Raw genomic sequence first — 22,517 nt, 5'->3', positions numbered from 1 at the left:
TGACAATTTCATCAGGGGGCCTTATTATAATTTTAGTCAGGGGGACCTGATTAAAAAGAGAGCTAAGAGGGGATTAACATGTCAGCGATTAATGCAATTGAAGTGAGCCATTTGACTAAGAAGTTTGGACAGAAGACGGTCGTGGATGATATTTCGTTTAACGTGCGGCAAGGAGAGGTCTTCGGGTTGCTGGGACCCAATGGCGCCGGGAAGACCACGACACTACGCATGATGACCACGTTGCTTAAGGCTGACGCGGGCCACGTCAAGATCTTCGGCCACGACACGGTTAAGGAAGGGCGGCTGGCGCGGTCGATGTTTGGCCTCACCGGACAGTACGCCTCGGTCGACGAAGACATTTCGGCACGTGAGAACCTGATGATTTTTTCCCGCTTAAATGGCCTCTCACGGCAGGACGCCAAGCAACGAACAACGGAGCTCCTGACTGAATTTTCACTCGAAAACTCCGCCGATAAGGCTTTGAAAAACTTTTCCGGGGGGATGCGGCGCCGACTGGACCTCGCTGTGAGCCTGATCACGCGGCCCACCCTGATCTTCCTGGATGAACCGACGACCGGGCTGGACCCGCGGACCCGGACGCAGATGTGGGCGACGATTCGTCAGCTGGTGAAGCAGGGATCGACGGTGATTTTGACCACGCAGTACTTGGACGAGGCCGACCAATTGGCCGACAACCTGGCCATCATCGACCACGGCAAGGTCGTGAAGATGGGGACGCCAGCCGAGCTTAAACAGCAGGTCGGCGGGACCAAATTGAATTTCACGGTCGGCCAGGCCACGCAGGTAACGGCAGCGGTAAACCTGCTGACGTCCCAGGTGCCCAATACCATTCAACGAACCGGGCAGCGACTGAGCGTGCGGTTAAATCAAGTCACAGAGTTAACGCCAATCTTAGCGTCATTGAAGCAAGCTAAAATCGCAATCGACCATTTATCCGTGCAAGAACCATCGCTGGACGATGTCTTCATGGATCTCACGGTCGGCAAGAACTAAGAAAGAGGGATGCAAGATGGATGTAAAAATGCATGGCGGCAACGTCATTATGAATACGGCCACGATGGCCTATCGGAACTTACTCAAGACGGTTCACAACCCGGATAACTTTATGGATGTGGTGATTCAGCCCGTCCTGTTCATGCTGATGTTCGGTTATTTATTCGGCGGCGCCATTGCCGGTGGTGTTCAGGCCTATCTGCCGACCATCGTCCCTGGTATTTTGATTCAAACAATGTTGTCGGCGGGCTCCGGGTCGGGTGCGCAAATCAGAGAAGATCTCGACTCCGGGGTATTTGACCGCTTCAAGTCATTGCCGATGGCGCACATCGCACCGTTGGCGGGGCAACTATTTGCTGATAGTTTACGCTTGCTGATTGCGACGATTACCTCGTTGACCACCGGCTATCTCATGGGGTGGCGTCCGGCCGTTGGCTTTGGCTGGGTCGTGGCGATTGGACTCCTGGCCATTTTCACGGGCTGGGCGTTGTCCTGGATCTTCGCGCTCCTGGGCCTGCTGGCAAAGAGTGCGGGCGCTGTTCAAAGCGCATCATTGATGACGATGCTGGTGCTGTCCTTCATGTCAAACGCCTTCGTGCCGTTACACTCATTGACGAAGCCACTCCAGTTCGTGGCGCACTTGAATCCAGTGACCTACGTGATCACCGCGATTCGTCAGATTCTGGCGACTGGCAGTTGGACGCACGAGGCCTTGCTGGTAGTGGTCTTTGACGTTGCCGTTGTGGCGGTCTTTGCGCCGCTGGCGGTTTGGGCGTATGACCGGAATTAGGTTGGATAGGAGTAAAGGTGGTCTGCCTGTGGTTGGGTGGCCACCTTTTTTATATACGACCAGCAGTTAAACTTTTTTGGAGAAATATAGGCTGTCACAGTCCCAAACGACATATTATGACACCCTTAATTGCTATACTGAATCTTAGTTAGCCAGGCCAACATTTGCTAATCGCAATTAATGGCCGATTAAGGACTAACGCAGTTTATTTAAGGAGGAAATCGCAATGAAGATGAACCATATTTTGGGAGCCGCTATGGTGGCAACCACGCTTGGTGTTGCGGCGGCTGTCACCGGTCCCGCCACGGTTCAAGCGCAAGCAGCGAAAGTCAGTTTGGCCGCGTTCCCGCAGAGTGTCCGCGGAACCTGGTATCACTATGAGGAAAACGACGGATACTACTACAAGACGATGACTATTGGGGCCAAGACGATGACGGTTAAGAACTACTTTGATGCCTTTGGTAAGAAGCAGGTCAAATGGACCGGGACACTACATACGACTAAGAACCAAGACGATGAGTTTAGACAAGGTTGGGGCAATAAGAAGTCTCATTGGACGAGCGCCAAGAGCGTTAAGGACGGCTATACCAAGGTCGTGGCTTACGGGATGTTTGCGACCAATGGGGGCGGAACTTATAAGGTCATTCACAAGACGTATAAGGGCAAGTCCGTCAAAGTGCTGTACAACAAGAACATCGTGAACAGCTACGGTCAAAAGAAGTTGGCGGACCACTATTACCAAACTAAGGCCCAAGCTAAATTCTTCAATCCAGTTGGTGCGTTACACAAATAAGCCATTCGGAAAATAAGGAGGAATATGACAATGAAATTTACCAACATGATGGGCGCGCTCTTGGCGTCAGTTAGCTTTGGGGCGGTCTTGGCCGTTGCTAATCCCACAGTTGATGCCCAGGCCAGCACTAAGATGAGTCTGGCGAGTGCCCCGAAGAAGTTTCAAGGAACCTGGTACTATTACCAGAATGGCCACTATAATCGGTACACGATTGCGGCCGATAAGACTTCATATCGGAATTTTAATGGGAAAAAGTGGGTGACTGGTCACAGTCCGATAAAGGCTGCCGACTTGAATAAAAACATGACGGGTATCAAGACGGGAAAGAACAATACTTTGTTGTTTATGAATAAGGGGTGGCTGATTGATGAATCATGGGTAAACCATACCAAGTCATCAGCACTGGGGGAAACAGGAACGGAAGGCTACAAGATCGTCAACCGCCATTACAAGGGCAAGACCATCAAGTCACTGTATGTCTACGCGATGTGGAATGTAGGAAACGGCGAAGTTCACCTGCAACATTACTACAAGACCAAGGGTCAAGCGAAAGCCTTCAACCCAACTGGTGCCACCGAAGACTTCACTGATTAATTAGACGGCTAACTGAAAAAACAATCAAATCTCCAACGGTCAATCACCAGGTGGGTTTGGTTGTCTTTTTCGGCTCGCGAAAGCAAAGGAGTAAATCAAATGGCAAAATGGCAACGAATTCTCGCCGTCAGTGCGTTGACGGTGGTCATGGCGGGTGGCGTCACGGCTATCCAACCCACACAAACTACCGCTCAGGCGGCAATGACCAAGGCACAAAAGAAGGCTAAAGCCAAGGCGGCAAAGGCCAAGAAGCTACAGCAGGAGAAGAAGCATTTTACGGCCAGTCAATGGTCACAAATCACCAACTACCGTAAGCAGGCCAAGAAGATCGGTACGAGCACCAAGGGAATGTACGCGCAGAAGCCGAGCGTGAAAAAGAACTTTCGCCCCGGCAAGCTGAGCACCAGCTACATCAATCGTACCGTGAACTGGGTCAACTTTTATCGCGGCATGTTTGGCCTAAGCAAGGTCACGGCGGACAGCGCCTGGAACACCTCTGCTCAAATGGGTGCGGCCACCTTGGCTGCGGCGGATAAGGGCCTGTCTCATGGCCTGGTTGGTTTTAAGCGGCCAGCAATCGTGTCCAAGCAAGACTGGCAGGCCGGAGCTGCCGCGACGAACCAAAGTAACTTATCTGAGGGCGTGTCCTCGCCTTACGATGTAGTTACCGGATATCTAAGCGATGACGGTGACCTGAGCGATTTGGAACCCGGTCACCGGATGTGGATTCTGGGCGGCATCGACAAGATTGGGGTGGGTCAAGCAGACAGCTACAATGATCTGCGGGTCTATGACGAGAACCATTACAATGACCACCCGGCCGCGAAAACGGTGGCCTATCCCCGGGCCGGTTTGATGCCATATAACCTGGTGGGTCATGAGGCACCGTGGTCCGTGTCCTTTGCTGATGAGTATTCTGGTGATGGGTATACGGGTTATGGCGATACTACGCCGACCGTTCACGTTTACGACAAGACGGCGAAGAAGACCGTGCCCGTGTCTCAAGTCTCGGTAACTTCGGGTGGTTATGGCTACTTTGGGACCAACGTCTACTTTTTGCCCAAGAAGAGCCTGATAAAGGTGAACCATGCCTATACCGTTAAAATCTCGGGCGTCGAGGATCAACCCGACATTTCTTACCAAACGCGGTTATTCAATTTGAAAGTTAGTGGGGAGTTTTACTAAATGAAAAAATTAATGCAAGGGTTACTCGTTGCTTTAGGCATGAGCTTAGTCGGTGTGGGTTTGAGCCAAGCACCAACCGCGCAGGCCGCTAAGTTGGGCAAGATTTCTAAGGTCAAGAAAGCCCCGTACCATGCGACTAAGGGACCGATTTACACGTCCACGGCGCTGAACAAGGTGCAGGGGAAGGCGAAGAGCTATCTGCACGTCACCCTGTACGTGACCAAGCACGCGACGTTGAAGCAGAATGGCAAGAAGAAAGTCTTCTATTACGTGGACACCCAGCAGGTCAAGGGCTGGATGTGGCGCGGTTATTTGAAGAACGGGAAAGTATCTCCGTCTATCGATTCAATGAATGCAGTGATGGCCCAAGAATTTGTGAAGCAAACCAACCAATATCGGACGGCCAAGGGGATGAATCCGGTAGCATTGGATCCGGCAATCATGGCGGTGCTTAAGGGTCATGAGAGTTGGCTGAAGAAGTCTGGTACTCGTTATAAAACGGACTGGACAGCTTACGATAAGCTTGCCGGTAAGTTGGGCTTACCAACGGGCAGTCAAATGATGACCGATTCGGAAACGAAGGATAAGCATGATTTAAAGAACAGTCAGAGCTTAGCCCAATTTGGTATCGATACCGCCATGATCGTGGGGAATCAGCAACCAGATTACGCGCACGCTGATATCTTACAGCCAGATGTTAGCCGGGTAGGTGTCTTTTGGTTTGCAACAGAGGGCGGCGCCTATTTCATGTATATGGTGGCTTAGTGTGGACTTGAGAGATGACTGTTCTCTTAGTCCCTGGAGAAGAATTATCCTTTTAAGCAGAGGTAACTAAAAAACAGCTAGGTCCCATTAAGCGGGCTTAGCTGTTTTTGATATACGGTAGAGTATTAAGCAATTAAAGAAGGGATTATTCGTCGAGATAGTCCTTAACCTCAATCGACTCACCGACATAATAGCTCTTTCCATTAACCTTGTACGTTGTCCACGTGGCTTCTTCGGTATAGCCATCAGGGAAGAAAGTGGCGTGGTGTTTCTTCGTATTGTGCACGATTTTTAGGCGGTAGTGGCCCTTGCTGATCTTCTTGTTGGGCATGCCCTTGAGTGGCTTCTTGTAATCAACGGTGGTGGTCCGGCCCTTGACGGTGACCTTGCTGACCTTGACCGAAGCGGTTGGCTTCCAGACGTTCATGCCGCGAACGTCTTTGTAAAGGCCACTAGGCGCAACCTTGACCAGGTCCGAAGCGCTGTAGTATTGCAGATAGTTGTCTAGTGTTAGGTAGAAAGCGGGGGTCGTGACTAGGCCGTCCTTTTTAGGATTTAGCTTAAAGCCAGTTCCGGATTGAAATAGGAGTGTTCTGTCTGGTGCCTTTAATTTGACCGGCGTGAAATTAGCCTTGGTATAAGGGATGAGCTTAGCGTGCATGTTATCCATCGTCGAATATTTCAGCTTTTTCGCGCGATTGTAGTGAACGGCGCCCGAGGTGAGGGCCACCGTTGGCACGTACTCGCCATTAACCTCGTTGCGGTTGATGCCCATGACTTCGAGCAAGGACCCCTTCTTCTTCAGCAGTTTCTTGTAATGGCCATTGGTCTTTTGGGTGAAACCGACATCCATCGTCTTCTTCAACCGGACGTATTGCGTCTCGCCCGGCTTGCTGGTGTCCGGTAGATATGGTGATGAACTCTTGGTAGCCGCCTGCGCGGTACCCGTAAGCCCGAAGACACTGGCAGCGACCAGCGTTGCCCCTAGTAACAACTTTTTCATGTAAAAATCTCCCCTAGATGCCGAGTGAATTAGTCATAGTCACTCGAAAATTAAACCAGTCAGTCCTGTTGCGATACAACTAATAGGTCACAACAATACTAACATGTTCAACTATAGTTTACACCTAGGTTTCCTAATAGCGTTGCTTCGGCTGCGGATTGTTGCCGCTAAACAGGGTAATCTGCTGGCGGGGGTACAGGTTATTTTCAATGATATCCAAGACGCCCTTAGCGTAGTCGGCATAGGTGATGTAGTCTTGCTGACCATCGTCGGGATTCTTGGATGGTGCGGGGTGAAACTCTTCGCCAGCAACGTGATAAGTTCCGGTACTGTGGCCGGCCGGGTCAAAGTTATAAGTGGGGGTGACGTACGTCCAGTTGACGTCAGTGCAGCCTTGAAGAACGGCTAATCCCTCGGCGTGTGCGGCGCAGAGATCCTGCATGTAATCGGGATAGTAAAGTGGCAGTTCCTGGAGGACGTGCGTATGCGCATGATTAATGAACAGAGTGCTCGCCGCGCCAACCTTGAGATAGTGAATCGGTGACCCATGTAATAAGGAAACGATGTGGGCGAGTCCTGCGTAATGAACTCGTTCCGTGGCGGGCGTCCAAGCACCCACGGCGTCGACGATTGCGTCAACGCCTGCGAGGTCGGCGCGGGTTAAGTCCAACATATCCTTAATAATAACTTGTGGGCGTGCCAGGTTGGCGTGTTGCCGGTGGGCAATGCCAATGACCTGGTGACCGCGTTTAAGTGCCACGCGCATCACTAGCCGGCCCAGCCGACCGTAAGCTCCGATAACCATAATTTTCAAACTAAGACCTTCTTTTTTCTAATAGAAACTAGGCTTGGCGCCGTCCGTGTCAGGCTCATTGATACCGATGGATTGGTTGATGGCCTGGTTGGGGTCCAAGATTAGCATTGTCAGGTAAGCCGCAACGCTCTGGCGAGAAACCTCGGTCCCCTTAAATGGTTGGCCCTTTTGTGTGAGCTCATAATTGACAACGTCCTTGTCAGAGAACCAGGCTGGCCGAACAATCGTGTACTGCAGATTGCTGGTCTCGATGGTTTTGGCGCCCGCGGCATAGGCGGTCAACGTGGAACCTAACATTTGCGCGTTCCATTGCCCATACTTACCAGGGATTTCGTTATAAATGCCGTTTGCTGAGATCCAAATGATGCGGGACACGCCCGCGGCCGTCATGGCGGTGACAACGGCTTGACCCTGTTGCTTCAAGTTTGCGCCGTAGAGGTTGGCGTAGACCAGGTCTTGGCCTTGCAGGGTGGCGGTTAATTTTGCCGTATCCTTCACCACGTCAGCGACGACAATAGTGACACGGCTGTCATAGCGAATGTCGTCGGCCAACCGGTCGGGATGCCGAACGAGCAGGGTGAGCCGAACGCGTGAATCGTCAAGTAAGTTACGGGTGACCAGAGTCGCAATGGAGCCGGATGCACCAAGAATTAAGACATTTTTCATAAGTGATTTCCTCCTAGAATGTGATGAATTTAACGGTTAAAACGCCAATGAACATGATGATGAGACCGATGATTTTGGAACGGCTCATCGGGGTCGTTTGTGAGCCAAAGAGGCCAAATTGTTCGACCAAAGCACTAAAGACCAGTTGACCGAACAGGGCGAGGACAACGACTTGGCCGGTTCCAATGAGGGGAACCAGCCAGGAACTGCAAAGCACGTACAGGGCGCCGATGATGCCGCCAATCCATACCCACCAGTACTTGCGGCCTTGTTTGACGGCCAAGCTGATATTTGCGATGTGCGCGCGAGTGATCAGATTGACCAGCAAGAGGCACAGCACCCCGATGGAAAATGAGATAAATGCGGCGTGAACGGGCGACTGCAGGACGGCCCCCAGGTAACCGTTGATGGCGGTTTGCATGGCCATCAGCATACCAGCCAGAACAGCGAACAGTTGATAGAATAGTTGGGAGCCGTGGCCCGCTTGCTGCTCGGCCACTTTTAGGAGGGGGTCCCGCGGTCCAATGATGCCCAGTGAGAGAATGACGCCGCCGATGATTAAGAGAAGGCCAATGATTTTGGCGAGGGTCAACGGGTTAAGCGGTGATTTGAAGAGCGCAAATTGGTCGATCAGGACGCTCATCATAATTTGCCCCATGATGGGGAGTACCGTTGTCTGGAGGCTGCCGATTTTCTGAAATAAAACGACGTTACCGGTCAGTGCAATGGCCCCGAACAGGCCGCCCAACCAAAGCCAGCCGGGATTATTGGCAAGCAAAGTGCCACTGATAAGCAGGGGCTGATGGGTCGTCCAACTGAGAATGAGCAGGAATAACCATGCGATTAGAAAAGAGAAGCCGGATGAGAGGTAGGGGGAGCGGACAAAGCCACGTAATTTGGCGTTGACCGCTGTTTGCATGGCTAAGCCGGCGCCCATCGCAACTGGAAATAGTAAGAGTAGCACGCAATCACTTCCTTTAATTTTGAATCGATTCTTATCTTACCGTGCTGAAGCTCAGGGACCAATTTCACTATCGAATTCCATCAATCGGTTTTTCCGATAGGTCCCGTTGCTGGTAAAGTTGCCAGTGGTGGTCGGTCGCAATGAAGGTGAGTTGAAGCCAAATTGGAGCGGGGGCGTGCTGGGACCATTGCAGGTCGGCCAGCACGTAGACTTGGCCTTGATCGGCGGTGATTTGAGAAATGATGGGCGCCGCAAAGTGGTGATAAATCAAATCGTCATTTTGGATGGCATCGATCCAATCATATTTGGTCTGGACGGGGGCTTGCTGGGGATGTCGTTCAGCGGTGGCGGTGAGCAATTTGTTTAGCTGGCAAATATCTTTGTGGGTGAATGCAACGGTGAGGGTCTGACAGCACGATAGTAATGTGGCGGGTGACTGGCGCATGAGACGACCTCCTTTCTTAGTAGTAGCAACGAGTCTTATCATAGTTGGCGGTGGGAAGAAAACCAATATGGTCTGGCGATGGAACGAATCGGCTAAACCGATAGATCAAAAATTGGTAAACACGATTGATGTTGTCAAAGGCCGACACGCACGGTTATCGGGCTTAAGCGAGACGGGGATTAGAGACAAAAAAATGGGTCTGAGACAAAAGTCTCAGACCCATTGTGCGTTCCGAACGTCTATTGCGGAAACGTGCGCCAAAAGGCAGTCAACTCCGCTTAACCCCGATAGACAAACAATCCAAAACCGGGATTAGTCGCCTATCGACGTTAATGCTCATTGACTAACCGCAATGCTTCTGTCCCACTCTCAGAACGCTTATTCAAATTGGTCTTTCAAAATTTGGGCAAAGGTTTCGATGTAGTAACCGGAATTATCCTTTTTCCAATACGCATAGTAATGTTGCGTCAGGTCGCGGCCATGGTCCACCAATTTCAAAACGCGATTGGTCTTGGGATTGATTTGGCGAGCAGTGCGGCTATTTACAACGAGATACCCTTGGCCAGTCGCAGCCAGCATTTGCGCCGCGCCAAAGCTGGCCGCGGTTTGAAAGGGACTTTGGATACCCAGCACGTCGCGGTAATAGGCTTGTTCCGAAGCATACTCGTCGGCACCGACAATCAAGATACAGGGGAGATCCTTGAGCTCCGTGGTATCGATGGCGGATTGATGGGTCGTAAAGGCCTGTGGGGCCACGACGACCATGTAATCAGCGGCGGTCAAAAATTCATTTTCAAAGGCAGTCGATAGTTCGTAACGTTGGTCAGAAAAGTTCAAATCAATCTGTCCATCGCGGACCTGCGTGAACAATTCAGCGTAGGAGTCGCTGTGAATTTGAACTTTAACCTGGGGGAACTGACGAGAGAATTCAGCGACGGCTTGGAGAAATTCCTGTGAGCCAAACTTACGCAGGTAGCCAAGCTTGAGCGTGTAGGACTCAGCCGTATGGGTCGCGATGGCCTGCGTTTCGGTGACAAGCTGGTCCACTTGTTCGAGGAGAACTTGGGCGTGCTGGTAAAAATAGTTGCCAGCCGCGGTCAACTCGAAGCTAAGGCCCTTACGCTGAATCAGGGTGACACCTAAACTGGCTTGGAGTTCCTTGATGCGTTGCGAGAGGGACGACTGCGAAAGATGACACTCGATTGCGGCCTGAGTATAACTGTGGTTATTGACAACGGCAATGAAACATTGGATTTGGCGAAACATGGCATCGGCTCCTTTGACGGATTCATTACTGCTTAGCATAGCCGACTGATGCATGATTGCCAAGGTGTCTGCGAAATTGGGACAAGAAAATTGATTAATAATTGGCTTCGCGCATGGACTGTGGCCAATCCTTGATGGAGTGGTGTCGGTCAAACTGACGAAGGCTGTCGATTTCAGTAGCCGTCAGTTTGAAATTAGTTGATGCAAAGTTAGCTGCGACATGGTCCGTGTTAGTTGATTTTGGAATGGTGACGATGCCCTGCTGGGTCAACCAGCGGAGTAAAATTTGGGCGGCCGAGACATGGTACTTTTGGCCCAATTCGGTGACGGCGGGTAAGGCCATCATTTCGCGGCCAAAGTTTTCACCCAGTGGTGCCCATGATTCATGAACAATATCGTGCTGTAGGAGGTAGGGATGCATCTTGGCTTGCTGCCAGAATAGGTGGGTCTCAATCTGGTCGATGACGGGTGTCGTGTGCGCATTGGCCAAGACTTGGTCGATTTGAGCACCGTTAAAGTTGCTCAGGCCAATGGCGCGGACTTTACCATCGCGATAGGCATCCTCTAAGGCGCGATAGGTGTCGAGGCTGTTGGCAGTTGGCCAGTGAATGATTGCTAGGTCGACGTAATCGCTGCCCAAATGCTGGAGCGATTCGTCCAATCCCTTGGCGGTCGCGGCATAGCCATCGGTCTGCGTCTTGGTGGTGATGAAAAATTTATCACGACTAAGGCTACTATTGGCGATAGCGGCACCAACGCCGGGTTCGGTGCCATAGACCTGAGCGGTATCGATGCTGCGGTAGCCCAATTCGATGGCTTGAGTAACGTTTTTTTCGGTGATTTTGGGTGGCGTTTGGAAGGTGCCGTAGCCCAAGACAGGCATGGTGACCCCGTTATTAAATGTGACGTGTTCCATAGCTAAAACTTCCTTTCGGTTAATACTTGAAGTTGGAGACTAGCTTACACGTCATGGTGGCAAAAATAAAATGCTAAATTTACATTCTTATGATACGAAAAGCGCATATCTAAATGTGATTGCCAAAACTATGCGTATGATGAAACAGTCGTGGTGACGTTGTATTGGGCAAAAAAAAGGACTCGTGGCAAGGTCATTAGGAGAGCTTGCCACGAGTCTTCAACGGCGAATCTTAATCGTCTGCAGGAATCGTCATATTTTTAATCTGTGCCGTGACGTCGTTAATGAAGGCTTGAGCGGTGGGCGACAGTTGGTGGTTTTTACGGTAAATGAGCGTGTGCTGCGTCTGACTCAGTGGCTGAAAGGGAACAAAGGTGACGCGGTCCTGAGGGTAGAAATCAAGCATGCCGCTGATTGAAATATCGTAGTAGCCATAGTCCGCGATTAAGGGCAGAATATTATTCCCCAGATTCCGTTCCCCGCGTAAGTTCAAGCCATCTGGGTCAATTTTTAGCCAGCTAGAGACCTGGTTGATGACAATACTCCGGCGGGCACCTAGTAAGGGGAGGCCGGTCAAGTCAGCACCGGTGATCGATGAACGCTGCGCCAGTTTGGCCTTTTTAGCCATCATTAACCCCCACGTTTCTGTGACCGGAATGTGGTGGGCCCAGTACTTAGCGGATTCGACGGGTTCGATTAGGAAACCGATGTCTAAGTTACCCTGGTCAAGCTGGGTCCTAATTGAATTCCCGTCGGCGCTGTAGATGGAAAAGGTCGTGTTGGGATGCTTCTGTTGAAAGGCAGCTAGCCACTTGGCAACGTAGGTTGAAATATGACTTTCAACGCACCCAATGCGAATCTTGCCAGCCAAGCCCGTACTCTGGTTACGCAGGTCGAGCTTGGTTTGCGAGAGATAATCCAGGATGGTTTGTGCGCGTTGTTCGAAAATAATACCGGCGTCGGTCAGGGTAATCAACCGTTTTCCCCGAATGAAGAGTGGGGTGCCGACTTCCTCTTCTAATTCTTTCAGCTGGCGAGAAAGGGTCGGCTGACTGATATGTAGTGTTTCCGCGGTATTCGTGATATTGCCGATGCGAGTGAGCATCACAAAAGCATGTAGTAAGCGCGTGTCCATAGTGTCCTCCTAACCATGCAAAAATCGACTGAAAATCCATTTGATATTAGTATTTTACATCATTATGAGTTGCTCCTATGATATTGTCAACAGGATCGAAATTTTGTGACCTGATTTGCGTAACCGTTTTGGTTCGATTAGGAGAGTTGATTTTGAGTAGGAATGAGAAGATTCTGGTGACGTTTGCGCTAGTTTTGTCTAACGCGATGGCTGGATTAGACGGAACCATCGTCAATACCGTATTGCCGGCGATTATCAGTGATTTTCACGCCATTCAAGACATGGGGTGGATCGTGGCTAGTTTTCTCTTGGGAATGGCCGTGACCACGCCATTATGGAGTAAGTTTGGCGAACGTTATGGAAATAAGCGAGCTTATATTTTAGCGACCCTTATCTTTATGGTGGGCGCGCTACTGCAAGGGGTAGCGCCTAATGTAATTTGGTTCATTGTCGCCCGCGGATTCATGGGAATCGGTGCGGGTGGGGTCAATACGATTCCCTTTATCATTTATGCCCAGTTATTTGCTAGTCTTAAACGCCGGGGGCAAGTGATTGGCATCGCTGCGGCTAGTTTCAGTGGCGCCTCGATTATTGGACCCCTTTTAGGTGGGTGGATTGTTGATCAGTTTAGTTGGCATTGGGTGTTCTACGTTAATTTGCCGATTGCCTTATTGTCGATTCTGATTGTGGCCATTTGGTTCAACGTTCCTCAGCAATTAAATAAGGCGAGCATCGACTACCACGGAATTATCCTGATGGTGTTGGGGTTGTCAGCTATGTTAATTGGAATTCAGGAGCTAGGCGTGCTACCGACGTTATTCACGCTTGGCTGCGTTGGGTGTGGTCTGCTCTTATTGGTAGTCATGGTTTTTGCCGAACGACGCGCCGAAGATCCCATTGTACCTGGCCGATTGTTTAAAAATCCCCAGCTTGTGATCGATTTCGTCTTATTTGCGCTACTTTGGGGCGCATTCGTTGCCTTTAATATCTATATTCCAATGTGGGCGCAAGGCATCCTAGGATTGAGCGCGTTGATTGGTGGGATGACCCAGATTCCGGGGGCGTTTGCTAATTTTGGCGGGTCAGAATGGGGGGCAATCGTCCAGCGGAAATTATGGCGCTACGATATTATTTCAATCGGTGAGGTAGCGTTTCTAGTCACATTTATCGGCTTATGTTTTGCCAGCCAACGGACAGGTTACGGTTTCTTATTGGTTATGGGAGCATTCGAAGGATTTGGTATCGGCCTTAGTTTTAACATTTTACAGGTCGCGGTGCAGTCCGATGCAGAGCCCCGTGACATGCCGATTGCCACTTCGTTCGCGTACTTGATACGGATATTGGCGCAGACTTTTATGTCTGCCATTTATGGGGTTATCTTGAATCATGCCTTGTTGGCGGGAGTCAAAGGTAGCCAGGGAAAGATTACCATGGCGATGATGAATCGATTGAGCAACTCCCAAACCGTGCGCAGCTTGCCGCAAAGCTTGGTTCCGGAGATGAAGCAGATCTTCTTTTTGGGGCTGCACCATATCATGTTGACGGCGTTAGCTTTGTTAGTGATAGCCGCCGGAATATTGATTGTGCTCTACGCGATTGGCATGGCCAGGTCGGAAAAGAGTGTTTTGAATTAAAGATTGGAAATGGCTAGGTCCCGATGTGATGGGACCTAGCCATTTTTACGTTAATTATTTGCCACTTAAAGCCTGACCGTAGACCCAGTATCGATGGGTGGTGTGCTTGGCTGTGGATTGAATGCGATACCAGTTGTATTGCGTTCCTTGGTTCGCCATGAGATCAATTTTGACCTTGCTGCCGGCCTTAAGCTTGGCATTTTTCCAGCTCGTCACCTTGATAATCTTATAGTTACTGTTTGGCTGATGACTGGTCAGTTTAAAATGGCGATAGTTCTGCTTGATGGTCGTTGTGCCGTGATACTTGTGGTACTGAACGGCGCCCGTCAGTGGACTAGCGGAACCAACGACTGTGCCGAGCCCCAACGTTGTTGCCATCCCGGCTACTCCTAAAATCAATGCTGCTTTGTTCATTAATAAAACCTCCCCAGATTTGTTCCAGTTGGAACTTTTTAAATATAACATGGATGGGGATGATTTGTTTTTGACATGAACAATGTTTGGGAAAACGTAGTAATTGGCTGTAAAATACTATGGATTTTGAGGATGAACAAGGGGGGAATTTATCGAAAGAACTTAGAACTATGCCAATTTAAGTTAATAATCGTTCCCATTCTCGTTCTAAATCATCATCTAATTTATCAAGTTTTTGCTGATGTTTATGTGCATCGCGAATAGCTTGAATTGATTTAAAGCCAAGATTGACGAGATTTACATAATTTAGGCGTAATAATAATTCAGATATTCTGTTTGGAGATAAAAGGGCGTGAATTGAGGCATCAGTAAGATCTATGGTGCTAAAGACAGCTGTATTGGTCAAGAGAAGCTTATGCAGGTCTGGACTACTAGCGATACTTTCCTTTAAAGAAGCGCCATAGTAAAAGCATTGTTTTATAAACCAATAGGCTCTTACTAAGGCTTCACCAATTAAAACTGGAATGGCCTGCGCGGTTAATGCACGAAAATCAAGTCCATTACGAAACAACCATTCGCTGGTGTCACCAATTGTCATTTTTTGCCCCTTGATGGGAATGGCTCCAAATTGTAGTTTCTTAAGGAGGGCATAGAAAGGAGCAGGGAGTCCTTCTCCACGTCCCTTTGAACTACTGGATCCAGCAATGTCAGATAGAGTATGTCCCAACCAGTTTTGAGCGGCCTGCGCGATTCTTACTGGCAGTGGACCGTCAGCAGAGATACCATTTATATTCTTAGTAGTCGTCCGAATTATTTTTCCATTCTCATCAATGAAGGTTGCCCTTCCAGTTACCTGATCAACAATTCCGACAATTAATCCCAATATGCCCGGATCGTGAGCTAGCGAGAGTAAATGGTGATTGTTAGCACTCATACCATTGACTGGAGCTCCAGTGATGCTAGCATTGTTTGCAGCATCATAATTGACTTTAAAGTGCTTCTCGAGATTACGAATAGCGGCCAATCTATCTTGAGAATTATGTGGGTCCAACTGGTTGACCTCATTGATTCGTTCGTCAAGCTTTTTAAGCTTAGCTAGTTGGGTAGCATTTGGGGTTCCAGAAATGCTTTCTTTGAGTTTCAATTTTTGACTTATTAACTCAGTCACTCGAGTGTGCTTTCCTACGGCCACTACGATGTCATTAAAGGCGTTATCAACGACTTTTTGCAACCCAGCTGCTTGACTTCCGGCGTGAATTCGGCGAACAAGTAGGATATCGACTAATCCCATGATAAGTCCAACAACAGAACTGAAAGCGTAATCGTCTTTGGTTAAATGTGATAGGTCATATTTGCTAACCAACTGTGTGCTTAATTGCTGGTATTCATAAGGAGACATCATCGCATAGTAAGGGTTGGATAAGTCGAGCTGATGTTCCTTGGCGTAGTCTGTGCTCTGAGATAACAGTTCCTGCCAGTTATCTGTGAAGTCTAAGGTATCTAAGTCCTCGAATTTTTTCGAATGAGTATTAGGAGTAGGGGAGTCTAACGTCTGGTTGATATCACTCAGAATATCCGTAATTTCAGTGAGATCTGAATCGTTCACGTCAATTTCGTTTAACTGAGATAATGTAGCGGTAAGATCATCTTGTAGCTTCATATTTTCCGAAAAACTTTCTTGGATATTGCTAGTAGCTTGCTTTAAATCATCAATTCTTTGATTGGCAGTAGTCAATTCATCATGGTGAGTAGTTAGTATTTTTGCACTTTCATCTAAAAGCTTATTATCAATAGTTGCCATTTTTTCGCCAGCTTATTTATTGGTCAAATCAGAAAGAAAACCAAGTCCCTTTTTACCAAGGCTCTTTGCGCCAGAAACAGCAGCATCCTTACCTTTTTTGCCAAGGTCTTTAGCACCTGAGACGGCAGCATCTTTTCCTTTTTTTCCGAGATCTTTAGCATTTGCCATTGTCGTAATCTTGTAATAATTGATCTTTTTAAGTACTGCGTTGATAACTTCTAACTCAGGTACACTTAGCTGCTCATTTAGAGTGTTGTCGCCATCATTTTGAAAATGATAGGCTTGTTCTAGGGCTTCACCATATCTAGTGGAATTAGGTGTTTGATTTAATAGTTCCTCGAGTTTTTGAACGTTCAGTGTGTGTGGTAATTCAGAGATAATCAAGTTGCGTTGGTCTTCTTGCTGATCAGACTTAGCAGTGGCTGTAGCATTAGTAGCGGATTGAAGTTGCTGGACACGGGGAGCCAGTTTGCGCATTAGAGTTGCAACTTGACTCTTTATTTTTTCGTTTTGCGTGTTGATGACGTCTTGAGTTTTTAATAGTTCGTTGATGTCGTGAGAAATATAATTGATATCGTCCAATAGAAAGCTAATGGCTGCAGACTGTCGTTTGATATTGGTCTGCAGTAATTCCTGAAGCACGAGATTATCTTCATGAGTTCCAGAAGATAAATGTTTTATTCCAGCATAACTAGCTATTCCGGCTGCACTTACTCCAGCTGCTGCTAGTGCCATTCCGCCAGTTGACATAGTTGCTACTGCTAGCATACCAAGACCGGTTTCACCTAGGGCACCGATTGTAAAGCCGGTTACTCCAAGTGCCGCAAAGGATACGCCTATGCCAACCCCTAATGCGGCTACATTATCCAGTACTTTGCGGGCTTCTTTATCATTTATACGATGGTCAATGATATATTTATGGACTTCTTGGTTACGAATAAAGAATTTCACTTGGTCATTTGTGATATTCAATTGATTCATAATATTCATGAACTCGGGAATATCTTGATATTCATTTTTATTTGGAGTTACTATGAGTAAATCATCGATCAATGAGCCAAAAATTGTTTCCTGGCTACCCAAAGGAACGGTTTCTTTTAGCTGGTTAATTAGATAGTCAGTTGGCATAGTTGTATCTTGATCAAGACGATATGAGCGGAGGTTATCTGTAAGTTCTTTTTCAGTAATGGTTGTTGAAATTAGTCCGGCTAAATTGGCATATTCTTTTCTGTCAATCTTACTATCACGTTTCAGATAATTAATAAATAATTTGAAGTAGGCTAAAATAGCATCTGGATCTAATTGTTTCAATGACAAAAGTTGATTGGTGCTCTCGGTTTCGTCAACTTGTTCTTGAATATCCGTTAAGAGCTGTGCAATTTGTTCAAGAGGTAAAGTGTTTGACTCAATTACGATAGGCTTTTCTTGTTCGGCTAGTGTAATTGTTAAAATAGAATGTTCGTGTTCATTTTCATTGTCATCAACGGTTTTTGTTAATTCATGAGTGGCAGATAGAATTTTATCAAATGGGATTTTTAAAGTTTGGTCAATTCCCAAGGCTCCTTCGTGTAAGTAAAAGTTTTCACCGGTAAAAACCATACCTTCTTTTCCACTACCAAAAATCGTAGTGTCAACTAGTCCTAAAATATAAGTTGAATCAACATCATTAGCGATATTTTTATGTGCGTTAACTAATTTTTTGCTTGGAATATGGGGTGCTAAGTATAGTCCATCAGTAAAATAGTTGGAAAGTTGTTCCTTCAAAAATATTTCAGATTTCAAGTAAAACTCCTCCTTGTGTTAAAAACGCTTACATAGGACAATTATATTGCCTTTTAGAAAAATTAACCACCTTAAGGACCTTTTATTTCTGACACAGAGAGAGCAAGTATGTGTTTTTAGTAAGCGATTAGAGTGGGAAAGTGAAAACGGCCAAACTCCTGATTTTAGGAGATGGCCGTTTTTTGAATTACATACTACAATGTTGCTTACTTAGCAGGCGTCAGGTAGTTTGCCCGCAGTTGCTTCAATTGCGCGTTGGACAAGCCCAGGCCCTTGTGGAGGAAGTTATCCATGCTACCGTACTTCGTGTTGATAGCCTTGTACATGGTGTCGATGTAGGACTTCTTCACGCCGTTTTGATCCTTGAAGTTGGCGATGACGGTTGGCGTCAGGGCTTTGCCTTGAGCCTTCCAGCCGGCTTCTTGTTTCTGTAGGTTTTCGGCGTTGGTCGCAGTCAAATAAGTGTTGGACTTTAAGTAGTCCTTAGTGATTGCTTTTCGATTAAAGTTGAGGGCGGAAAGTACCAGGGCAGTTCCCATCCCGGCACGGTCCTTACCAGCTGAACAGTGCCACAGAACGGCCTTGTTCTTAGGGTTCTTCAGTAATTGATGGAACAGGGACTTGTAAGCCTTACGACCTTGAGCAGTCGTGATGGCGTCGTGGTAAGATTTCCTCATCATCTTGTCACCGGCGTTCTTCTTGGAAAAATCAGGGAAAGCTGGGAAGGCCTTGAAGACGTTGGCCTTAACCAGCTTGACACCCTTGATCTTCACGTCAGGACTCTTTTGTTGTTCAACGACCGTCCGCAAGTCAATGTCGGTGGCAACGTGATAAGTCTTAACCAGCTTTTGTTGGTCGGACTTAGACAGAGTGGATAGGCCATTAGAACGAATTAAGCGATGAACCTTGATCTTTTGACCATTTTGGTTGATGTAACCACCTAAATCACGGGCGTTGGAAGCGCCTTGAAGTTTGATATGCGTTGACTTTCCAGCCATAGTTTTAGCCTTAGCGTGTTTCGTTGCCTTGGCCTTTTTAGTGGTCTTAGCGGTTTTAGTCGTTTGGGTCGTCTTCGCAGCGGCCGTGATGGTCGACAAAGGTTGTTGCCAACCCAAAGTGGTGGTCAACAGTAAGGCGGTAACTAAGGTGCTTAATCTCTTGTTCATAATGCGAATTCCTCCTCTGTGTTTGGTACAGTTTCTAGAATACTAAGCGGATGTAAAGGAGAGGTGTTGATTGTGTAAAGGTATCAGGCACCAAATGAATCGGCTATGTAGATGTTTATAAAATGGTGTTGGAGAGTATACTGGGCGGCGATTAGTGAGAAGAAGGCGCCTATGCTTGAATCCGTTTTCCAAATCAGGTAATCTTAACGCAAAACAGGATTTCGCAGGAGGTTACTATGACTAAAATTGTCCCAAGTCTGTGGTTTGCTGATAACAATTGTGAGGAAGCCATCCATTACTATCTGGATGTTTTCCCGAATTCAACGCTGGACGAGGTCACGTACTATCCCGATGCTAAGCTGGACGCGCATTTTGAAGGCATGCAGGGTAAAATTTTGACGGCAGTTTTTCATCTGAACGGGCAGAAATTCATAGCGCTTGATGGCGGCCCTAGCTTCCGGTTCAACGAGGCCATTTCGTTTACGATTGAATGTGCCGACCAGGCCGAGATCGACTATTATTGGCAGAAATTATCGCACATTCCGGATAGCGAGCAGTGTGGCTGGGCCAAGGACCGTTTCGGTATTTCCTGGCAAATCGTCCCGCAGAACATGAGTGAGCTGACGCAAACGCCGGCGCAGATTCAGGCGATGATGGGCATGAAGAAGATTGATATTGCGGCGTTACAGGCTGCTAAATGACATAAATGCAATGCAAGAAAAATGCGACATCTTCTATTTTGGAGGATGTCGCATTTTTCTATAGATTTAAGATCAAAATTTATTTAGCTGGCGTCAGGTAGTTGGCTTGTAACTGCTTCAATTGGGCGTTGGTTAAGCCGAGACCCTTGTGGAGGAATTTCGACATGCTGCCGTACTTGGTATCAATCGCTTTGTACATCGTGTTCAGGTAGGCTTTTTGAACGCCATTTTCATCCTTGAAGTTGGCAATGACGGTAGGAGTCAAGGTCTTGCCTTGGGCTGTCCAGCCGGCCTCTTCCTTTTGCAGATTTACCTTGTTCGTTTGAACGAGGTAGGCGTTGGACTTCAAGTAGTCCTTGGTGATGGCGGCTCTACTGAAATCGAGGGCAGAGAGGATGAATGCCGTTCCCATGCCGGCACGGTCCTTACCAGCGGAGCAGTGCCAGAGAACGGCCTTGTTCTTAGGGTTGATCAGCAATTGATGAAATAGTGATTTGTAGGCTTTGCGGCCCTGAGCCGTGGTGACCGCGTCGTGGTAGGTTTTTTCCATCATCTTATTCGCAGCGTTCTTCTTGGTGAAGTCGGGTAATGGTGGGAATTCCTTGAAGACGTTGGCCTTGACCAGCTTGACGCCCTTCATGCGAACGTCTGGGCTCTGCTTCTGTTCACTGATTGTTCGCAGGTCGACATCGGTTGCCACGTGGTAGGTCTTCACGAGCTTCGTCTGGTCCGCCTTGGTCAATGAGGACAGGCTGTTGGACCGAATCAGACGGTGAATCTTAATCTTTTGGCCCTTAGAATTGACATAGCCGCCGAGGTCCCGGGCGTTGGATGCGCCTTGTAGTTTAATGTGAGTGGACGTTGAGACAACGGTCTTCCCCTTAGGCTTCTTCGTTGTCTGCGTAGTTGTCGTCTTAGCGGCGGCGGTGACTGTCGCCAGGGGTTGCTGCCAACCAAGAGTCGTTGCTAACAGCATTGCCGTGACTAAAGTACTCCATCTTTTATTCATTTTGCGAACTTCCTCCTCTGAATTTGGTACAGCCCCTAGGATAGTCAGTGGATGTAAAGAGATGATGTTGATTGTGTAAAAGTATGGGGTAATCTGGTAATTCGACAAGCGGATTACCCGTTAAATGGCGGTGAAATAGCCGATGTTCGGGCGATCCAGACAGGTTGCGTGGATGAAATCGGTTTGTAAATATGACTATCAATTTGGCGGAAAATAGACACGGCGATAGGGAATGACCTAAAGTGACGCGATGGCTGGGAAAAATAATAGTAATAAACGAACAAAACGGCCAAAATCAGACGTCCGTGATGGTGGGGTGAAGTTGGCAATGAAATCAGTAGACAACTTGTATAAACTTTAAAAAATTACCAAAGAACTATGGCTTTAATGACGACACCAGTCGTTTAAATAACGGTTTTTACTATGCATAATTTAATTGATAATGAATAAAAACTGGCGACTGTATTAGTTTTAAGCGGCTGGCACATACCGTACAATTCATCCCAATTACCAGCAATCGTTTATAGTTTTCAAATGATGAGTTTGAGAAAAAATCAGGGCACCGAATAATTATTATGTATAGAAGACCGTGCCAACGGCGACCCGAACTTTTTTCTGACTTTTTATTAGTAACGGCTTGTGAATTTGCTGAGCATTGTGCTGCTGAGAAGGAGTTGGTTTTCAGAAAACGAGAAGAAAACGGGAATTTTTTCCGCATGGGAAACGGGCGTTATAGAGCGCTTTAATTGACGTAATGTCACTAAAAGTAAATGGTGTAACAATAACGCGTAGGAAAATGTATACCCCTTGAATATAATGCTGTCCCCTACTATAATTAGGTATTACTAAGATACTTATGAAAGGCCTGATTACACTAAGGACGGCGGGGTTCAAATGTTGTAAATTTAAACCGAGATGGACGCTTGCTGGGGACGATACGGAAACCTTATAAATCGTTAAAATAACGGGTGTTGTGACTGACGAATCGAATGAATTGGTCAGCGAATGAACTTGCCATAAATGAAAACGGTATCATAAATGACGATTGAAAACGTGATTTTTATTTCAACTAAGACTGGCGTGACCGGATTAGGGACGGCTGAGTTAGTCGTATAAATTAGCTGGAACGATAGCGTTAAAACCGGCAATGTTTGGGTTCAAGACTAGTTTATGATTTATAAAAACATACATAAATAATTGGAGGAACTTCCATGACTACTTACAGGGAAGCCTATTCTAAGACGATTGCGAATATTAACAATCGTATCGTGGACTTACGTAAGACGATTATGTCGTTGCAGAATACATTGAACGTTTCGGATACGCTCCGGGCCAGAATTTCGCCATACCTATCGGCGAATAAGCCAAGTGTGAACGAGGAAATTGATACTTATGTTGAATCGCAGGCTAATCTGGATTACTTGATTGAGTTGATGCTCTTCGTCGAACGCGACCAATGTGCCGCGCTGTCCGATGAGCTCGGTGACTATTTCGAAAAACGCGACTTGTACTGGTGGCAAAGCGCCCTGAGTTTGATGGGTAATCCAGTGTACTTAGAACGGGAAATTATTGCGGATGATTATTACGATTTGGCAAAACAGCGTGCAACAAAATGTGGCGAGAAGCCATCTAAAAAGATTTCCAAGTTATTGAAGTAAGC

22 protein-coding genes are annotated in these 22,517 nt (G+C 47.5%); 9 read left to right on the top strand and 13 right to left on the bottom strand.

The annotated features are described in order from the left end of the window. Nucleotides 1-78: 78 nt before the first annotated feature. The 6 genes from JUF10_RS00835 (at nucleotide 79) to JUF10_RS00810 (ending at nucleotide 5,141) form a co-directional block, all read left to right on the top strand. Nucleotides 79-1,014, top strand: a complete 936-nt coding sequence (locus JUF10_RS00835) for an ATP-binding cassette domain-containing protein (RefSeq protein WP_203640357.1) — start codon at nucleotides 79-81, stop codon at nucleotides 1,012-1,014. A 16-nt stretch (nucleotides 1,015-1,030) separates the two neighbouring features. Next, the gene (locus JUF10_RS00830; RefSeq protein WP_203640356.1) at nucleotides 1,031-1,804 is read left to right on the top strand and encodes an ABC transporter permease; all 774 of its coding nucleotides are present in this window, start codon (nucleotides 1,031-1,033) and stop codon (nucleotides 1,802-1,804) included. A gap of 226 nt (nucleotides 1,805-2,030) precedes the next feature. Further along, nucleotides 2,031-2,597 (top strand): hypothetical protein, encoded by a 567-nt coding sequence (locus JUF10_RS00825; protein WP_203640355.1) that lies wholly within the window; start codon nucleotides 2,031-2,033, stop codon nucleotides 2,595-2,597. Nucleotides 2,598-2,627: 30 nt separating this feature from the next. Further along, nucleotides 2,628-3,191 (top strand): hypothetical protein, encoded by a 564-nt coding sequence (locus JUF10_RS00820; protein ID WP_203640354.1) that lies wholly within the window; start codon nucleotides 2,628-2,630, stop codon nucleotides 3,189-3,191. Between the two features lie 99 nt (nucleotides 3,192-3,290). Continuing rightward, nucleotides 3,291-4,376 carry a CAP domain-containing protein gene (locus JUF10_RS00815; protein ID WP_203640353.1) on the top strand — a complete coding sequence of 362 codons (1,086 nt, stop codon included), beginning with the start codon at nucleotides 3,291-3,293 and terminating at the stop codon, nucleotides 4,374-4,376. Further along, entirely contained in the window at nucleotides 4,377-5,141 is a 765-nt protein-coding gene (locus JUF10_RS00810) for a spore germination YkwD domain-containing protein (RefSeq protein ID WP_203640352.1), read from the top strand. A 145-nt stretch (nucleotides 5,142-5,286) separates the two neighbouring features. On the opposite strand, the gene JUF10_RS00805 is transcribed toward JUF10_RS00810, so the two are convergent. The 8 genes from JUF10_RS00805 to JUF10_RS00770 form a co-directional block, all read right to left on the bottom strand. After that, nucleotides 5,287-6,144: a hypothetical protein gene (locus JUF10_RS00805; RefSeq protein ID WP_203640351.1), complete on the bottom strand. Its 858-nt coding sequence runs from the start codon at nucleotides 6,142-6,144 to the stop codon at nucleotides 5,287-5,289. 133 nt (nucleotides 6,145-6,277) lie between these two features. After that, the gene (locus JUF10_RS00800) at nucleotides 6,278-6,949 is read right to left on the bottom strand and encodes an NAD(P)-dependent oxidoreductase (protein ID WP_236008120.1); all 672 of its coding nucleotides are present in this window, start codon (nucleotides 6,947-6,949) and stop codon (nucleotides 6,278-6,280) included. 27 nt (nucleotides 6,950-6,976) lie between these two features. Further along, complete coding sequence (locus JUF10_RS00795) at nucleotides 6,977-7,624, bottom strand: NAD(P)H-binding protein (RefSeq protein ID WP_203640349.1); 648 nt, start codon at nucleotides 7,622-7,624, stop codon at nucleotides 6,977-6,979. A 13-nt stretch (nucleotides 7,625-7,637) separates the two neighbouring features. Beyond that, nucleotides 7,638-8,588 (bottom strand): DMT family transporter, encoded by a 951-nt coding sequence (locus JUF10_RS00790; RefSeq protein WP_236008117.1) that lies wholly within the window; start codon nucleotides 8,586-8,588, stop codon nucleotides 7,638-7,640. A 67-nt stretch (nucleotides 8,589-8,655) separates the two neighbouring features. Further along, the gene (locus tag JUF10_RS00785) at nucleotides 8,656-9,033 is read right to left on the bottom strand and encodes a hypothetical protein (RefSeq protein ID WP_203640348.1); all 378 of its coding nucleotides are present in this window, start codon (nucleotides 9,031-9,033) and stop codon (nucleotides 8,656-8,658) included. Nucleotides 9,034-9,411: 378 nt separating this feature from the next. Further along, a complete protein-coding gene (locus JUF10_RS00780; RefSeq protein ID WP_203640347.1) occupies nucleotides 9,412-10,299 on the bottom strand; it encodes a LysR family transcriptional regulator in 888 nt (295 codons plus the stop codon). Between the two features lie 94 nt (nucleotides 10,300-10,393). Continuing rightward, nucleotides 10,394-11,215, bottom strand: coding sequence for an aldo/keto reductase (locus tag JUF10_RS00775; RefSeq protein WP_203640346.1), 822 nt, complete (start codon nucleotides 11,213-11,215; stop codon nucleotides 10,394-10,396). 232 nt (nucleotides 11,216-11,447) lie between these two features. Continuing rightward, nucleotides 11,448-12,350 (bottom strand): LysR family transcriptional regulator, encoded by a 903-nt coding sequence (locus JUF10_RS00770; RefSeq protein WP_203640345.1) that lies wholly within the window; start codon nucleotides 12,348-12,350, stop codon nucleotides 11,448-11,450. A 149-nt stretch (nucleotides 12,351-12,499) separates the two neighbouring features. On the opposite strand from JUF10_RS00770, the gene JUF10_RS00765 reads away from it, so the two are divergent. Further along, the gene (locus JUF10_RS00765) at nucleotides 12,500-13,984 is read left to right on the top strand and encodes an MFS transporter (RefSeq protein ID WP_373301256.1); all 1,485 of its coding nucleotides are present in this window, start codon (nucleotides 12,500-12,502) and stop codon (nucleotides 13,982-13,984) included. 54 nt (nucleotides 13,985-14,038) lie between these two features. On the opposite strand, the gene JUF10_RS00760 is transcribed toward JUF10_RS00765, so the two are convergent. The 4 genes from JUF10_RS00760 to JUF10_RS00745 form a co-directional block, all read right to left on the bottom strand. Then, nucleotides 14,039-14,398, bottom strand: a complete 360-nt coding sequence (locus tag JUF10_RS00760; protein WP_203640343.1) for a hypothetical protein — start codon at nucleotides 14,396-14,398, stop codon at nucleotides 14,039-14,041. 178 nt (nucleotides 14,399-14,576) lie between these two features. After that, the gene (locus JUF10_RS00755) at nucleotides 14,577-16,199 is read right to left on the bottom strand and encodes a hypothetical protein (RefSeq protein ID WP_203640342.1); all 1,623 of its coding nucleotides are present in this window, start codon (nucleotides 16,197-16,199) and stop codon (nucleotides 14,577-14,579) included. 12 nt (nucleotides 16,200-16,211) lie between these two features. Beyond that, nucleotides 16,212-17,981 carry a hypothetical protein gene (locus JUF10_RS00750; protein ID WP_203640341.1) on the bottom strand — a complete coding sequence of 590 codons (1,770 nt, stop codon included), beginning with the start codon at nucleotides 17,979-17,981 and terminating at the stop codon, nucleotides 16,212-16,214. A gap of 206 nt (nucleotides 17,982-18,187) precedes the next feature. Continuing rightward, nucleotides 18,188-19,147, bottom strand: a complete 960-nt coding sequence (locus JUF10_RS00745; protein ID WP_203640340.1) for a tyrosine-protein phosphatase — start codon at nucleotides 19,145-19,147, stop codon at nucleotides 18,188-18,190. A 236-nt stretch (nucleotides 19,148-19,383) separates the two neighbouring features. Here JUF10_RS00745 and JUF10_RS00740 point away from each other — a divergent pair, with 236 nt between their 5' ends. Further along, entirely contained in the window at nucleotides 19,384-19,848 is a 465-nt protein-coding gene (locus JUF10_RS00740; RefSeq protein WP_203640339.1) for a VOC family protein, read from the top strand. 79 nt (nucleotides 19,849-19,927) lie between these two features. On the opposite strand, the gene JUF10_RS00735 is transcribed toward JUF10_RS00740, so the two are convergent. Next, a complete protein-coding gene (locus tag JUF10_RS00735; RefSeq protein WP_203640338.1) occupies nucleotides 19,928-20,857 on the bottom strand; it encodes a tyrosine-protein phosphatase in 930 nt (309 codons plus the stop codon). A gap of 1,211 nt (nucleotides 20,858-22,068) precedes the next feature. Here JUF10_RS00735 and JUF10_RS00730 point away from each other — a divergent pair. Further along, nucleotides 22,069-22,515: a hypothetical protein gene (locus tag JUF10_RS00730; RefSeq protein ID WP_203640337.1), complete on the top strand. Its 447-nt coding sequence runs from the start codon at nucleotides 22,069-22,071 to the stop codon at nucleotides 22,513-22,515. Nucleotides 22,516-22,517: the final 2 nt, after the last annotated feature.

It is taken from the genome of Levilactobacillus andaensis, from assembly GCF_016861695.1.
Taxonomy (GTDB): Bacteria; Bacillota; Bacilli; order Lactobacillales; family Lactobacillaceae; genus Levilactobacillus; species Levilactobacillus andaensis.
The sequence above is the reverse complement of the archived record's forward strand: the minus strand, read 5'-3'. Positions and strand labels throughout refer to the sequence as shown.